Annotated in this window: 12 protein-coding genes and 1 pseudogene; 5 read left to right on the top strand and 8 right to left on the bottom strand. The window is 73.9% G+C overall.

What is annotated here, in order from left to right; genetic code table 11:
* Positions 1-213 precede the first annotated feature (213 nt).
* From IE313_RS31900 to IE313_RS31875, 6 genes and pseudogenes are all read right to left on the bottom strand, one after another.
* Positions 214-501, bottom strand: a complete 288-nt coding sequence (locus tag IE313_RS31900) for a DUF1416 domain-containing protein (protein WP_189938407.1) — start codon at positions 499-501, stop codon at positions 214-216.
* A 111-nt stretch (positions 502-612) separates the two neighbouring features.
* Positions 613-1,458 carry a sulfurtransferase gene (locus tag IE313_RS31895; RefSeq protein ID WP_189938405.1) on the bottom strand — a complete coding sequence of 282 codons (846 nt, stop codon included), beginning with the start codon at positions 1,456-1,458 and terminating at the stop codon, positions 613-615.
* A gap of 938 nt (positions 1,459-2,396) precedes the next feature.
* Positions 2,397-3,146 carry an LmeA family phospholipid-binding protein gene (locus IE313_RS31890; protein ID WP_189938403.1) on the bottom strand — a complete coding sequence of 250 codons (750 nt, stop codon included), beginning with the start codon at positions 3,144-3,146 and terminating at the stop codon, positions 2,397-2,399.
* 442 nt (positions 3,147-3,588) lie between these two features.
* Positions 3,589-4,497: pseudogene (locus tag IE313_RS31885) on the bottom strand (hypothetical protein); the annotation flags it as partial.
* 18 nt (positions 4,498-4,515) lie between these two features.
* Complete coding sequence (locus IE313_RS31880; RefSeq protein WP_189938401.1) at positions 4,516-4,770, bottom strand: MoaD/ThiS family protein; 255 nt, start codon at positions 4,768-4,770, stop codon at positions 4,516-4,518.
* The gene (locus IE313_RS31875; protein ID WP_189938399.1) at positions 4,770-5,903 is read right to left on the bottom strand and encodes an alpha/beta hydrolase; all 1,134 of its coding nucleotides are present in this window, start codon (positions 5,901-5,903) and stop codon (positions 4,770-4,772) included. The genes IE313_RS31880 and IE313_RS31875 overlap by 1 nt, the downstream gene beginning before the upstream one ends.
* A 165-nt stretch (positions 5,904-6,068) precedes the next feature.
* Here IE313_RS31875 and IE313_RS31870 point away from each other — a divergent pair, with 165 nt between their 5' ends.
* The 5 genes from IE313_RS31870 (at position 6,069) to IE313_RS31850 (ending at position 12,656) form a co-directional block, all read left to right on the top strand.
* The gene (locus IE313_RS31870; protein ID WP_189938397.1) at positions 6,069-6,926 is read left to right on the top strand and encodes a winged helix-turn-helix transcriptional regulator; all 858 of its coding nucleotides are present in this window, start codon (positions 6,069-6,071) and stop codon (positions 6,924-6,926) included.
* 313 nt (positions 6,927-7,239) lie between these two features.
* Complete coding sequence (locus IE313_RS31865; RefSeq protein ID WP_189938395.1) at positions 7,240-8,271, top strand: LacI family DNA-binding transcriptional regulator; 1,032 nt, start codon at positions 7,240-7,242, stop codon at positions 8,269-8,271.
* A 259-nt stretch (positions 8,272-8,530) separates the two neighbouring features.
* Positions 8,531-9,613, top strand: coding sequence for a S1C family serine protease (locus IE313_RS31860; RefSeq protein ID WP_189938394.1), 1,083 nt, complete (start codon positions 8,531-8,533; stop codon positions 9,611-9,613).
* 794 nt (positions 9,614-10,407) lie between these two features.
* Positions 10,408-11,133, top strand: coding sequence for a response regulator transcription factor (locus IE313_RS31855; protein ID WP_189938392.1), 726 nt, complete (start codon positions 10,408-10,410; stop codon positions 11,131-11,133).
* A 116-nt stretch (positions 11,134-11,249) separates the two neighbouring features.
* Entirely contained in the window at positions 11,250-12,656 is a 1,407-nt protein-coding gene (locus tag IE313_RS31850) for a sensor histidine kinase (RefSeq protein ID WP_229925129.1), read from the top strand.
* Positions 12,657-12,970: 314 nt separating this feature from the next.
* Here the strand turns inward: IE313_RS31850 and IE313_RS31845 are convergent, their stop codons facing one another.
* Positions 12,971-13,522 (bottom strand): TetR family transcriptional regulator, encoded by a 552-nt coding sequence (locus tag IE313_RS31845; protein WP_189938389.1) that lies wholly within the window; start codon positions 13,520-13,522, stop codon positions 12,971-12,973.
* A gap of 145 nt (positions 13,523-13,667) precedes the next feature.
* Complete coding sequence (locus tag IE313_RS31840) at positions 13,668-15,500, bottom strand: bifunctional metallophosphatase/5'-nucleotidase (RefSeq protein ID WP_229925123.1); 1,833 nt, start codon at positions 15,498-15,500, stop codon at positions 13,668-13,670.
* Positions 15,501-15,601 lie beyond the last annotated feature (101 nt).

The following is a 15,601-nucleotide window of genomic DNA, read 5'->3' as shown; positions in this document are numbered from 1 at the left end:
ACGCGGTCCCGGCGCGGTCCCCGACTCGGGCCCGGGCGGGGTCCCGGGCGCTTTCCGTGCTGTTTTCCCGCGTGCTCCGGCATGCTCCGGCGTGCCCGGGGTGTTCCGGGGTGTTCCGCCGCGCACGGCCGGAGGGCCGCACCGCCGTCCGCCGGTTCTCCGGCGTGCGGGGTGCGGCCCTCCGGCCGTCGACGAGCCCTGCCGGGCAGTCGCTCAGACGGCGATCGCGACCTCCGCGAGGCCGCCCGTCTGCGCGACCACCGTACGGTCCGCGGTGGCGCCCGGTACCAGGGCGCGCACGGTCCAGGTGCCCTCGCGGGCGTAGAACCGGAACTGGCCGGTGGCCGAGGTGGGCACCTCGGCGGTGAACTCCCCGGTGGCGTCCAGCAGCCGGACGTACCCGGTGACGGGCTCGCCGTTGCGGGTCACCTGACCCTGGATGGTGGTCTCACCGGGCTTGATCGTCGAGGCATCGGGTCCGCCGACCTTAGCTCCACACATACGTCAGTCCTTATGGTCGAGGGTGGTGGTGCGTTGATTGCTGACTGCCCTGCACCGACTGCCGCGCGGTGCCGTGCCGCCTACCGGGTGTGACGTCCGCCTACCGGCGGCTCACTTGCCCGCGCCGAGCTCGATCGGCACGCCCACCAGGGAGCCGTACTCGGTCCAGGAGCCGTCGTAGTTCTTGACGTTGCTGACGCCCAGCAGCTCGTGCAGCACGAACCAGGTCAGCGCGGAACGCTCGCCGATGCGGCAGTAGGCGATGGTGTCCTTGGCGAGGTCCACCTGCTCCTCGGCGTACAGCTCCTTCAGCTCGTCGTCCGACTTGAAGGTGCCGTCGTCGTTGGCGTTCTTGGACCACGGGATGTTCCGGGCGCTCGGCACGTGGCCGGGACGCTGGGACTGCTCCTGCGGCAGGTGGGCCGGGGCGAGCAGCCGGCCGGCGAACTCGTCGGGCGAGCGCACGTCGACCAGGTTCTGGGCGCCGATCGCGGCGACCACGTCGTCGCGGAAGGCGCGGATCGAGGTGTCCTGGGCCTTGGCCTTGTACTCGGTGGCCGGGCGGTTCGGCACCTCGGAGCCGTCCACCAGGTCGCGGGAGTCCAGCTCCCACTTCTTGCGGCCGCCGTCCAGCAGCTTGACGCTGTCGTGGCCGTACAGCTTGAAGTACCAGTAGGCGTACGAGGCGAACCAGTTGTTGTTGCCGCCGTAGAGGACCACGGTGTCGTCGTTGGCGATGCCGCGCTCGGAGAGCAGCTTCTCGAAGCCGGCCTGGTCGACGAAGTCACGGCGGACCGGGTCCTGGAGGTCCGTCTTCCAGTCGATCTTGACGGCGTTCCTGATGTGGTTCTTGTCGTACGCGGAGGTGTCCTCGTCGACCTCGACGATGACGACCTTGGCGTTGTCGAGGTTGGCCTCGACCCAGTCGGCGTCTACCAGGACGTCACTGCGGCTCATGCTTTCTCCTCCGGGGCAGTTGCGGCGGGACTGTGCTGCTTCCTGTGGTGCACGGGTGCACCGGGTGCTGCGCCGATGCGTCGGGGACGGTGTCCGCCGGCGCGTCGGGCCGTGCATCGTGGCGGTCACGCGGGATACCGGGTCGGTACCCGCCGGGTACGGGACGGGGCGGAGTGGTGCGGCCGGATCCGGCCCTGTCGGCCGCGGGCGCGCTCGCGACGCTGCTGCGCGCTGTGTGCGGCGGCTTCCGGGGCGGGCCGCGGTGTCCGTGTCCCGCTCGGGTGCCCGCTCAGACCGTGCGACAGAGCATGGCGGCCATACGGCACAGGTCTACTGCCCGCCGCTTCGTCAGGTCCGCCTGTCCCCGTGAACGGGGACCGCTCATATAGCACCGCATGAGTGCGATCGTAGGGAGCCAGAGACGGACATGTCACCGTTTTCTCATATGGCGAGAAGCTATCGTCCATTATTTGAGACGACGGGCCGATACCGAATCACGGAACGGGGAACCGGGGGCATACCTGTGCACTTCCGGGGCGGCGGGAAGCCGGGTACGACGCCGCCGTATCTGCTGTGCGGACGCCGCTGTCTCGCTCTGTGGACGCCGACCGGCCCTCGCGGCACACCCGCCGCGCGGCAGACCGTCCCGGAGTCCCTGGGTCCGGCGGTTCCGGGACCCCTCGGTTCCCGGGGGTCCCGGGGTTCCTTGAGGGTCCCTGGGGGTCCCTGGTGGTCCCGGGGTTGCCCGGGATCCGGTGGCCCCGCCGACCGGTGGGGCCCGCCTGACCAGATGATCGAATCCATCCGATCAGATGATGCTTACCCGAAAAGGCCGACGCCTACCCGGCGAGCCCGATGAATATCCGACGAGCCCCGCGTTCACCCGACGAGGTCCACGTCCACCCGACGGGCCCACGTCCACCTGCCGAAGTCGACGTTCACCCGACGAGGCTGACGTGTGAACCCGCGACCGTGATGTGGACGCCGTCCGGGGCCGGCTCCACCTTGTCGATCTTGATACCGGCCGGCAGTCCCGTGATCGACTGCTGGAAGTCGGTGATCTGCCGGACCGTGCTCTCCGGCGTCGGCACGCCGCCGAACGAGGGGAGGTTGTCCGCGTGCACCTTCACGACGTCGCCCTCGACCCGCATGCTGCTCGTGACCGTGATCGGATCGGGCAGCTTCCGGCCGAGCACGGTCGCCTCCACGGTGACTTTCATCTTGCCGTTGCCGCCGTCCGAGAGCCGGATCACCTTGGCGGTCGCACCGGGCGCCACCTCCACGGGCTCGACCTGCGCGGCCCTCAGCAGCTCCGCGTACGAGACGTGGGCGGTGCCGGTGGCCGAGTCGGCGGTCGCGGAGGTGTAGCCGTTGGAGAACCGGACGCCCTGCATCCGCGCGTCGAGGTCCTGGATCCGGAGGGTGCCGGCTCCCCCGCCGGTGGCCCCGCCCGCGGACGCCTCGTACTCCTTGATCTTGATCTCCACGTCGTCGAGCTGCCCGCCGACGACCTGGGTGAGGAACGGGAACCCCTCGATCGAGACCTCCGGCTTCTCCGACAGGTTCTCGTTGCTGCGCAGCTCGTCGGCGGCCTTGCCCTCGGCGAAGCCCACCGCGACGCGGTCGGCGGCCACGAAGAGGCCGCCGAGGACCACGACGAGGATCAGAAGTATTCGCAGTGCGCGCATGCTTGGAGTTTCCCCCCGACTCGGCGGCGCCCGCCGCATCACCACCCGGGGACGTCCCGGGCCCGCGGGGAGCCTAACGCGCGGGGGTACGGGTGCGGGTGTGATGCCGGTGACGTGGCGGTCTTGTCGAGAAGCTGTGACGGTTTTCCGGCCAACCCCGGTGCCGGCCGCCTCCCGCCCACCTCCGCCGGCCTCACGCGCCGCCCGTTTCCCGCCTTTCCCCGCCCTTCCCAGTCGCCTTCCGGCCGCCGCCTCTCGGCTGCCGCCTTCCGGCTGCCCCTCTTGCGGATCCTGCCCGCCGGTGCCGGCTGTCGTTTCCCGCCTGCCGGCGGCCGCCCGCCTTCTGGCGTCTGGCGCCCGCTGTCCGCTGTCCGCCGTCTGGCGTCTGGCGTCTGGCGTCTGGCGTCTGGCGTCTGGCGGCCGGACGTACAGGGCCCGGACGTCAGCCGAGCGTGCGGCCCAGCGCGTAGACCGCCGGGGCCGCGGCGGCCAGGGGCAGGGCGATGCCCGCGGTCATATGGACGAAGCGGGACGGATAGTCGTAACCGGCGGCGCGGTGGCCGATCAGTGCGCAGACGCCCGCGCCGAGGGCGAGCAGCGCAGCCTCGCGCGTGCCGTAGTCGGTGAACCGGGCCGCGGCGTACCCGGCGCCGCCCGCGGCGGCGAGCGCGACCAGCACGGACAGCGCTGTCGGCAGCGGCACCGCGCGGACCACGACCGCCGCGGCCACCGCGATCCCGCCGACCGTGACCGCGTCCGGGTCGGCGGCGAGGTGTCCGGCCGCGGCGATCGCGAGCGCCGCCGAGACGACCGTCGCCATCAGGCCGTACATGCGCTCGTCTGCGGAGGCGTGGCTGCGCAGTTGCAGCGCGAGGGACAGCAGGACCCAGACGGCCAGGGTGCCGAGCAGGGCGCCGGGGGCGTGCGTGCGGTCCAGGGCCAGCAGGGCGCCGTCCGCGGCGAGCGCGCCGAGGAAGGCGAGAGCGATGCCCTGCCGGGCGGGCCACATCCCGTTCAGCCGGAACCACCCGGCGGCGGTCACGGCCTGGAGCACGACCAGCGGTGCCAGCAGCACGTACTGGCCCGCCGTGGCCGCGCCGGCCAGCAGCAGGCCCAGTACGGCCGTCAGCAGCGCGGGCACGATACCCGGTTCGATCACCGGTGAGCGGCCCTCGGCGCGGGCCCGCTGCGCCGCGGTCGGCCGGGCGTGGCCGCGCGCGGACTCGGGTGCCGGTGCGGATGCGGGCGCGGATGCGAATGCGGGCGCGGATGCGGACGCGGGCGCGGGCGGTGCCGCGGGGGCCGCACCCGCGGGGGCCGGGCCCGCGAGCTCTCCTGGCCGGTACGACTGATCGCTCATGTAAGAGAGTCACCCTCCTGCGAACGGCGGAAGCACCTCGACTGTGCCGCCCTCTGCCAGCCGTACCGTCTCATGTCCACGGGCCCCCACGGGATCTCCGTCGACCAGGAACGAACTGCGCTGGAGCACCCGGACCAGCTCGCCGGGATGCCGGGAGCGCAGCGCCTCCAGGGCCTCCGCCAGGGTCACCGCATCGTACGGCTCCTCGGCCGCGCCCGCGGCGGCCTTGGCCGCCGCCCAGTACCGCACCGTGCCACGCGCCATCAGACTTCCTCCTCGACAGCGGAAACTTCCGGACCACCAGGACCACCAGCACCACCCGGGCCGCCCCGGCCGCTGGGACCCCCCGGGCCACCCGGGCCACCCGGGCCGTTCGGGCCGTTCGGGCCGTTCTGAACACCGGGCGCCCGGTCCGCCGCGGCCACCGCCCACCGGGCGATCCTTTCGAGCAGGTCCGCGCCGGCCGCGTGCTCCGCGTGCCCCATCCCCCGCTCCACCCACAACTCGGCCGCCCCCCGGGATGCTTCCGCCAGCATCCGCGGGTGGTCCAGCGGGAAGTAGGGGTCCTGGTCCCCGTGCACGACCAGCAACGGCGTGGGCGCGATGAGCGGCACCGCAGCGACCGGGGACAGCGGCACGGGGTCCCAGTCGTGCGGATGGATCCGGGTGCGGAACCCGTAGCGGCCCACCGCCCGCCCCACCGGACGCGTCACCAGCCAGTGCAGCCGCCGCATCGGTGCCGTCCCGCGGTAGTACCACCGGGCCGGCCCGCTCACCGAGACCGCGGCATCCGCCCACGCATCCGTGCGCCCCTCACGCCCCGGCTCCGCGGCCCGCACGACCTGCGCACCGTCCACGGCGCACGCCTCGGCCCGGTGCAGCGCCGCGTGCCGCAGCACCACCGAGCCGCCCATCGAGAACCCGACCGTGGCCACCCGCCGGTACCCCAGCCGGCGCGCCCAGCCCACCGCGGCCGCCAGGTCGAGCACCTCGCGGTCGCCGACCGTGGAGTGCCCGCCGGAGCGGCCGTGGCCGCGGAAGGAGAAGGTGATCACATCCGCGTACTGGGCGAACACCTGCGCGATCCGGCGGATGTGCGGCCGCTGGAGATCTCCCGTGAAGCCGTGCGCGACCACGAGGGCGACCCCGGCCCGGCCCGCCCGCGCGCCCTCGCTCGCGCCCTCGGCCGCGGCGTCGTCCGCCCCCGGCGCACGCGGCGCACAGGCGGGCGCCGCGGCGCCCGCCTCGTACCGTGCGTCGATCGTCACCCCGTCGGCGGTGCGCAACAGCGCGCGGCATACGGTACGGCGCACCGTTCGCGGGGAAGGCTCCCCGGCACGTGGAGCAGGGGTCCGAGGAGCGCTCGGCACCGTTCGATCCGCCCGGCCTGGATTCATGTGGGCTATTCTGCTGGCATGAGGATCCGGGCAGCGACGCCCCCGGGTCCTTTTGTGCTTTGCGCAAGCCGCAGAGGTACCCCCACGCAGGGACCGAGGAGGAACCGACGTCATGGGCGACCGAACAAGGCAAGGCGGCCCGACCACCGGGGCAGGTGGGGCGCGATGAGTTCGCTGCTGCTGCTCACCAACGCGCTCCAGCCGTCCACCGAGGTGCTGCCCGCCCTCGGACTGCTGCTGCACCAGGTCCGGGTGGCCCCCGCGGAGGGCCCCGCGCTGGTCGACACCCCCGGTGCCGACGTCATCCTCGTGGACGGCAGGCGGGACCTGCCGCAGGTGCGCAGCCTGTGCCAGTTGCTGCGCTCCACCGGCCCCGGCTGCCCGCTGGTCCTGGTCGTGACGGAAGGCGGCCTCGCCGCCGTCACCGCCGACTGGGGCATCGACGACGTCCTGCTCGACACCGCGGGACCCGCCGAGGTCGAGGCGCGGCTGCGGCTGGCCATGGGCCGCCAGCAGATCGTCAGCGACGACTCCCCGATGGAGATCCGCAACGGCGACCTGTCGGTGGACGAGGCGACCTACAGCGCGAAATTGAAGGGCCGGGTGCTCGACCTCACCTTCAAGGAGTTCGAGCTCCTGAAGTACCTGGCGCAGCACCCCGGCCGGGTGTTCACCCGCGCCCAGCTCCTCCAGGAGGTCTGGGGCTACGACTACTTCGGCGGCACCCGTACCGTCGACGTGCACGTCCGGCGGCTGCGCGCCAAGCTCGGGCCGGAGCACGAGTCGCTGATCGGAACCGTCCGGAACGTGGGATACCGGTTCGTGGTGCCGGAGAAGGGCGAGCGTGCCGCGGGCGCGCAGGAGTCCGCCGGAACCGCGCCCGCCCGTGCGAAGGAGGCCGCTCCGCGTGCCGCCGGCGCCCGGTCGCGCCCCGCGTCCGACGAGTCCGACGCCCGCGTGCACGCCCGCCCCACCCGCCAGGCCGGGGCCGACCACGCGGCCGCCCGCTCCGCGAAGCGCTAGCCCCGGCCCGCGCTCCCGCGGGAGGCGGGGCCGGGGTGCGCCTCCCCGGTTCCGCGCGCCTTGTCCGTCCGCGCCACCCGCACCGGACCGTGCCACCGTGACCGACCGGCTCCCTCCGCACCGGAGCATGCCAACGGATCCGTCCGCGCCACCCGCACCGGAGCGCGCCGCCGTGACCGACCGGCTCCCTCCGCACCGGAGCATGCCGCCGCGACCAGGTTCGCGCCACGCGCACCGGAGCGTGCCGCCGGGTCGTTTCGTGCGCGTGCCCACCTGAGGACAGCCGCTCGTTCCATCCGCGTAGACTTCGCGCGTGGCCAAGGTGACGCGGGACGACGTGGCGCGACTGGCGGGTACTTCGACCGCGGTCGTGAGTTACGTGATCAACAACGGACCCCGGCCGGTCGCCCCGGCCACCCGTGAGCGCGTGCTCGCGGCGATCAAGGAGCTGGGTTACCGGCCCGACCGGGTCGCGCAGGCCATGGCGTCCAGACGGACCGACCTCATAGGCATGATCGTGCCCGACGCCCGCCAGCCGTTCTTCGCGGAGATGGCGCACGCGGTCGAGCAGGCCGCGGCCGAGCGCGGGAAGATGGTCCTGGTCGGCAACTCCGACTACCTCGACGAGCGCGAGGTGCACTACCTCCGCGCCTTCCTGGGCATGCGGGTCTCCGGGCTGATCCTGGTCAGCCAGGGCCCGAGCGAGACCGCGGCCGTGGAGATCGACGCCTGGGACGCCCGCGTGGTGCTGCTGCACCGCCGCCCCGAGGCCATCGAGGACGTCGCCGTCGTCACGGACGACGTCGGCGGCGCCCAGCTCGCCACCCGCCACCTGCTGGAGCACGGCCACGCGTACGTCGCCTGCCTCGGCGGCATCGAGACGACGCCCGCGATCGGCGACCCGGTGGCCGACCACGTCACCGGCTGGCGCCGGGCGATGGACGACGCAGGCAGGTCGACGGAGGGCCGCCTCTTCCAGGCCCCCTACAACCGCTACGACGCCTACCAGGTCGCCCTCGCCCTGCTCGCCGGACCGCACCGTCCGCCCGCGATCGTCTGCGCCACCGACGACCAGGCGATCGGGGTGCTGCGGGCGGCCCGCGAGCTGCGCATCGACGTCCCCGGCGAGCTGGCGGTGGCCGGCTTCGACGACGTGAAGGAGGCGGCGCTCACCGATCCGCCGCTGACCACCGTGGCATCCGACCGGCCGGCGATGGCCCGGGCCGCGGTGGACCTCGTCCTGGACGACGGCCTGCGGGTGGCCGGCTCGCGCCGCGAACGCCTGAAGCTGTTCCCCTCGCGGCTGGTGGTCCGCCGCTCCTGCGGTTGCCCCGTGCGCGGTTGAGCCCCGCGGGCCGTCGCTGACCCGGACGCCTACCGGCACCGGGCCCGTCCGACTCCCCCGCGCCCTGGGGCGAGCCCGGTCCTGGGGCGAGCCCGGTCCGGGGGTCGGACTGCGCCTGGACCCGCGGGGCGCGCCCCGCGCTCCGCTCCGCTCTGCCCGGGCCCCGGCGCCCGGTCTTTATTTCCGGCAAACGCACTTCTGCCGGGCTTCTCAGGCAGCCCTCACGGTCCTCTCATCATGGGCGCACAGTCTTGACGCCATGACCGAGAGCTTCCCGAACAGTGGCGAGTACTCCGACGACACGCAGTCCCCGTACCAGGGGCCGGCGTATGTGCACCCGGGGCAGCAGCAGTCCTCTTCGTACGGGGCTGCCGGCGGGGCCTACCCCCCGCCTCCGGGATACGAGCCGGTGCCGGGCGCGCACCACGCTCCGCCGGCGCGCCGCCGCACCAGGACGCCGTTCGCGCTGCTCGCAGCCGTGGCACTGGCGGCCGGTGTGGTCGGCGGCGGTGCCGCGTACGCCGTGCAGGCGGCCACCGGTGGGCACGACACGGCGCAGACGGCCGTCAGCGGCACGCCCGTCGCCGCGGACAGCAGGGGCACGGTCTCCGGGGTGGCCGCGGCGGTCAGCCCGAGCATCGTCGAGGTGAGCGCCTCGGTGCCGGGCGGGCAGTCCACCGGCTCCGGCGTGATCCTCACCGGGGACGGCGAGATCCTCACCAACAACCACGTCGTCTCCGGTGCCTCGCAGGTGAGAGCGAGGACAAGCAACGGGAAGTCGTACAACGCCGAGGTGGTGGGCACCGACCCGAAGAAGGACCTGGCACTCGTCAAACTGGACGGCGCCACCGGCCTGAAGGCCGCGACCCTCGGCGACTCGAACGGGCTCAAGGTCGGCGACCAGGTCGTCGCCATAGGCTCGCCCGAGGGCCTGACCGGCACCGTGACCAGCGGTATCGTCTCCGCGCTCGACCGCGACGTGACCGTGCCCGTCGAGGACCAGCAGCAGGGGCAGGGGCAGGGGGCGCCCTGGCAGCAGGGCGGCGGCGGGAGCTGGCCGTTCGAGTTCGGCGGGCAGCAGTTCAACGGCGACACGGGCTCGTCCAAGACCACCTACAAGGCCATCCAGACCGACGCCTCCCTCAACCCCGGAAACTCGGGCGGTGCGCTGATCAACATGAGCGGCCAGATCGTCGGCATCAACTCCGCGATGTACTCGCCGGCCTCGGCGGACAGCAGTTCCTCGTCGGACGCCGGCAGCGTCGGCCTCGGCTTCGCCATCCCGATCAACACCGTCAAGGCCGACCTCGACCAGCTCAGGAGCGGCGGAGCGGACGGCTGACCGCCGCGACCGCCACGGGCCGGCCCGCCCGCCCCCGGACCGCGGGCCGGCCCCCGCCGTGCGGCGGGGCCCCCGGGGTTGCGGGGTCGCGGAGCCCACGGGGCGTCCGTCGCGACCCCGTTCCGCCCGACCCCGTTCCGCCCGTCCCCGATCCGCTCGATCCTGATCCGCTCGTTCCCGTTCCGCTCGGTCCCGATCCGCCCGGTCCCGATCCGCCCGGTCCCGATCAGCCCGGCTCCGATCCGCCCGGCCCTGTCGCCACGACGGCGCGACGCGCGGCAGCGGCTGCGACTGCGGCTGCGGCTGCGGCCGGAGGCGTTTCCCCTGTCCGGAGCCCCGGTGCCCTTCGCCAAGGCCCGGTTCCCCGGTTCCACCGCACCGGCGAGCAGCGCCCGGACCACGGCGCACGCCCCCGGGCAGGCACCGGAGGCGGGCTGAGGCGGGCAGGGGCCAGGCGGGGAAAGCGGGCTGAGGCGGGCAGGGCGAGCAGGGCGAGCAGGGGGCAGGGAGCGGAAGACGGCGCACAGCGCTTCCCGCGCGCCATGGCCCACCCCCGGCGTGCGAGGCTGGTATCCGCCGGTCCGGCGGGTATCTGCCGGACCGGCGGGACCGGCGCACCGCGCCACGTACGCATACCGCACCGCGCCACGTACGAGCACCGCGGCCGCGTACACGCACGGCGGCCGGTCACCGGTGGCGGCCGTCGCGCACCCGTAACGCGCTGGGCCACCGCCTCGTCCGGCCCTCCCACCGTTCCCCCACTCCCCACTCCCACGACCCCGAGGACCCCGCCCATGAGCCCCGCCGACGGCGAACCGCAGCGCATCCTGATCGTCGACGACGAGCCCGCCGTCCGGGAGGCGCTGCAACGCAGCCTCGCCTTCGAGGGGTACGGCACGGAGGTCGCCGTGGACGGCGCGGACGCGCTCGACAAGGCGGCGGCGTACCGTCCCGACCTCCTCGTGCTGGACATCCAGATGCCGCGCATGGACGGCCTGACCGCGGCCCGCCGCCTGCGGGCGTCCGGCAGCACGGTGCCGGTGCTGATGCTCACCGCCCGCGACACGGTCGGCGACCGCGTCACCGGTCTCGACGCCGGTGCGGACGACTACCTGGTGAAGCCCTTCGAGCTCGACGAGCTGTTCGCCCGGATCCGGGCACTGCTGCGCCGCAGCTCCTACGCGGCGGCCGCGGGCCAGGCCGACGAGGACGACGTGCTGTCCTTCGCCGACCTGCGCATGGACCTCGCCACCCGCGAGGTCACCCGGGGCGCCCGGCGCGTGGAGCTGACCCGTACGGAGTTCACCCTGCTGGAGATGTTCCTCGCGCACCCGCGCCAGGTGCTCACCCGCGAGCAGATCCTCAAGGCCGTCTGGGGCTTCGACTTCGAGCCCTCGTCGAACTCCCTGGACGTCTACGTCATGTACCTGCGCCGCAAGACCGAGGCGGCCGGCGAACCGCGCCTCGTGCACACCGTGCGCGGGGTCGGGTACGTGCTGCGCGCGGGCGGCGCGGAGTGAGCGGTACGCAGCCGGGGGCACGGCAGGGCGGTACCGCTCCCTGGGGCGCGACCGACGCGGAGCGAGAGACGGGGTTCGGCGGGCCGGGCGGCGGCTCGGCAGCAGGCCCGGGCGGCGTGCGCTGGTTCCACGCGCTCCCCCTGCGTTCGAGGCTCGCACTGCTCGTCGCCGCGGCCGTGGCGATCGCGGTGGCGGCCGCCGCGGTGGCGTGCTGGCTGCTCACCCGTACCCAGGTGCGGGACGAACTGGACAGCTCACTGCGGAACGCCGCCGTCTCCCCCGAGTTTCCCGGGCTGCTCCTCGCCAACTGCCACAGCGCCTCGCAGACCGGCCAGAACACCGCACCCGCGTTCGCCTACGTCCAGTTGGTGCAGCCGGACGGCACGCGCTGCGTCGCGCCGGGCTCGCAGGCCGTGCCCGTGCAACGCTCCGACCAGGAGGTGGCGCTCGGGGTGCGGGACAGCGCGCTGCACGACGCCACCACCGTCGACGGCCGAGCGGTCCGCGTCTACACGCAGCGCACCCGCGCCACCGACGGAGTGCTCACGGTCTCCATCTCCCGCCCGCTGGACGAGATCGACAAGTCCCTCAACCGGCTGGCACTGCTGCTCACCGCCGTGGCCGGGATCGGTGTCGTCGGCGCGGGCGCGGCCGGGCTGTGGATCGCCCGCGCCGGACTCACTCCCGTCAACGAGCTGACCGGGGCCGTGGAGCACATCGCGGTGACCGAGGACCTGACGGTGCGGATCCCCGTCGACGGCGAGGACGAGATCGCACGGCTGTCGCGGTCGTTCAACTCGATGACGGCCGCGCTGGCGTCCTCACGCGACCGGCAGGCGCAGTTGATCGCCGACGCGGGCCACGAGCTGCGCACCCCGCTCACCTCGCTGCGCACCAACATCGACCTGCTGGTGCGCAGCGAGGAGACCGGACGCGCCATCCCGCCCGAGGACCGCAGGGCGCTGCTCGCCTCGGTGCGGGCGCAGATGACCGAGCTGGCCACGCTGATCGGCGACCTCCAGGAGCTCGCCCGGCCCGACACCGGCCAGCACACCGACAAGGTGCGGGTGCTCGCGCTGCACGACCTCGTGGAGACGGCGCTCGGCCGGGCCCGGCTGCGCGGCCCCGAGCTGACGTTCACCGCCGACCTGGCGCCCTGGTACGTCCGCGCGGAGCCCGCCGCCCTGGAGCGCGCTCTGGTCAACATCCTCGACAACGCGGTCAAGTTCAGCCCGTCCGGCGGCGCCGTCGAGGTGGCCCTGCGCGGGGGTGAGCTGACCGTGCGCGACCACGGCCCGGGCATCGCCCCGGAGGACCTGCCCCACGTCTTCGACCGCTTCTGGCGTTCCCCGTCCGCGCGCAGCCTGCCCGGCTCGGGGCTCGGTCTTTCGATCGTCGCCCGCACCGTCCAGCAGAGCGGCGGCGAGGTGACCCTGCGGCCCGCCACCGGCGGCGGCACGGTGGCGACCGTCCGCCTGCCGGGCGCCGCCACCCCGCCGCCGCGGCCACCGGAGCTGGGATAGGCGCACGCAGGCGGAGAAGGTGCCGGGCGCAGCAGGCGGGGAACGTGCCGGACGCGCAGGCGGGGGACGTGCCGGACAGGCGGGGGACGTGTCGGACGCGCCGAAGAAGCGCGCCGAAGAAGAAGGTGCCGGACGCACCGAGCCCGTGCCCGCTCAGCCCGCCGACCCGCCGGCCCACCGCACCGCAGGCTCACCGCCCGCAGACCCGACGACCGCAGACCCGCCGCCCCGACGACCGCGGACCCGCAGCCCGCAGACCCGCTGTGCTTTCTCGGCCCATCGGCCCACCGGCCCACCGGCCCGCTCGGCACCCGTCAGCCCGCCGTGCGTGCCGCCAGCGCGCGCAGGCCCTCCCCGATCTCCCGGCCGTCCGGCGCGTGCTCGGGATCGGCGAGCCACTGGACGAGCACGCCGGTGAGCAGGGCGAGCTGGACGGTGCCGACGGTGCGTACGTCATGGGCCGCGACCTCGGCGCCCGCCACGCCCGTGAGCCGCGCGGCCAGTGCCCGCCGTGCGTCGTCCTGGCCCGCCGCCAGGGTCCGCAGCAGCTCGGGCGAGCGCTGGGCGTGCACCAGGGCCTCCAGGGTCGCCGCCCACAGCCACCGGTGGGCACGGAACGACTCGGCGGTACGGGACCACAGGTCCTCGTAGTCGTCGCCCGCCGCGCCGCCCGTCTCCGCGCCGCGCTCCCGCATCGCCGCGAACAGCGCCTCGTGGAGCAGCGCGGCACATGAACCGAAGTGCTCGGCGACGGCCGCTTCGGGAAGCCGCGCGGCCGAGGCGACGTCCCGTGCGGTGCTGGCGGCGTACCCCTTCTCCTCCAGGCAGCGCCTCGCCCCGGCCAGCAGGGCTTCACGGTTTCCCATGCCCGGATCGTACGCACCGCTCCCCGCCGGCCCCCGCAACCGCCGGCGGACGGCGAGGCCCGGCCCCGGCACGCCTGCCCAGGGCCGCCCCAGGGGCGCGCCGCGCCCGCGCCTCGTCGAGGTGCGGGCGCGGCGCCCGCCGCTCCTAGCGCAGCACCGTGATCCGGTCCGCCTTCGGCGGCGCGAGGGGCGCGGCCGCGGACGAGTGCGCCGTCAGGTAGTCGGCGAATGCCTTCAGGTCATCGCTGCCGACCAGCGGGTCGGTGCCCTTGGCCAGCTCGGGGAAGCCGTCGCCGCCGCCCGCCAGGAAGTTGTTCATCGCGACCCGGTAGGTGGCGGACGGGTCGATCGGCCGGCCGTCGAGGCGGACGGAGTCGGCTGCCACGCGGTCCGCGCCCGACTTGGTCATGTCGAGCGTGTACGTCAGGCCCTCGGAGATCTGGAGGATCTTCGGAGCGGCCTCGTTGGCCCCGCTGACCTGCTGCTGGAGGACCTTGATCAACTGGGCTCCGGTGAGGTCGGCGAGGTTGACCGTGTTGCTGAACGGCTGGACCGTGAACGCCTCGCCGTAGGTCACCACGCCGTCGCCCTCGCCGCCGCCCGCCGCGTACGTCAGGTCGGCGCGGATGCCGCCCGGGTTCATGAGGGCGAGCACCGTCTTCGGGTCGAGCGACCTGCCGTGCTCGAGCTGGGCGTCCGCTATCAGGTCGCCGAGCGGCTCCTCGGGCGCGTCGCTCCCGCCGATGTCGGCGGAGATGTAGCCGACGGGACGGCCGGCGACCGGCGCCGCCAGCCTGTTCCAGCGCGCGATGAGGTCCGTCATGTCGGCGGCCTTGGGCTGGTCCCGGGTGACGACGTGGTTCGCGGAGGCGACACGGGTGCGCACGATGTCGCGGGTGCGGCGGTCGTACGTCAGCGTGGTGTCCGTGTAGAGCCGGCCGAAGGACGCGGCCGAGGTCACCATGCGCGGCCTGCCGGACGGGTCGGGGACGGTGCACACGTACGCCTGGTGGGTGTGGCCGGTGACCAGCGCGTCGACCTTGGGCGAGATGCCCTTGGCGATGTCGACGATCGGGCCCGAGATGCCGTCGCCGGCGCCCGGCGAGTCGCAGTCGTAGTCGTAGGACTGCGAGGCGGGCATGCCGCCCTCGTGGATCAGCGCCACGATCGACTTCACGCCCTGCCGGTCCAGCTCGTCGGCGTACTTGTCGACCGTCTCCACCTCGTCGTGGAACGCGAGTCCCTTGACTCCCTCGGCGGTGACGACGTCCGGAGTGCCCTTCAGGGTCACGCCGATGAAACCGATCTTGACGCCCTTGTGCTTCCAGACCCAGTAGGGCTTGAGGACGGGCTTGCCGGTCTTCTCGTCGGTGACGTTGGCGGCGAGGTAGGGGAAGTCGGCGCCCTCGAAGGTCCTGCCCTGCTCGAAGCAGCCGTCCTCGGGGTGGCAGCCGCCGTTCTGCATACGGGCCAGCTCGGTGGCGCCCTCGTCGAACTCGTGGTTGCCGACGCTGGTGACATCGAGGTCCAGGGCGTTCATCGCCTCGATGGTGGGCTCGTCGTGGAAGAGCCCGGACAGCAGCGGACTGGCGCCGATCAGGTCGCCCGCTGCGGCCGTGACGCTGTACGGGTGGCCCTTGCGGGCGGTGCGCAGCGATCCGGCCAGGTACTCCGCGCCGCCCGCGGCGACCTGCTTCGTCGTCCCGTCCGGCTCGGTCTCGGTGACCTGCCCGGAGGAGCCGGTGGGGGGTTCGAGGTTGCCGTGGAAGTCGTTGAAGGACAGGAGTTGCACGTCGACCGTCGAGGACGGGCCGTGGCCGTGGCCGCCGGGAGCGCCGTGGCCCGCGGGTCGGGCCGCGGCGCCCGCGGGGAGTGCCGCGATCAGCGCGCCGGCCGTGGCGAGGCCGGCGACGGCCGTGAGCAGTCGCTGCGCGCGGCGCCCCGGCCGCCGCCGCTGCCGATGGACTGTGGCTGACACATGCCCCCCTGTGGTTCCCCGGTTGCCGCTCCGGCCCGCGGCGCACACCGCCCGGACCGATTCCCTGTTCGAGCCGCAGCTTAAGGTCAACGCGCGTAGCG

The organism is Streptomyces sulfonofaciens (assembly GCF_014656295.1).
Lineage (GTDB): Bacteria > Actinomycetota > Actinomycetes > Streptomycetales > Streptomycetaceae > Streptomyces > Streptomyces sulfonofaciens.
This window is presented reverse-complemented; position numbering and strand designations above follow the sequence as displayed.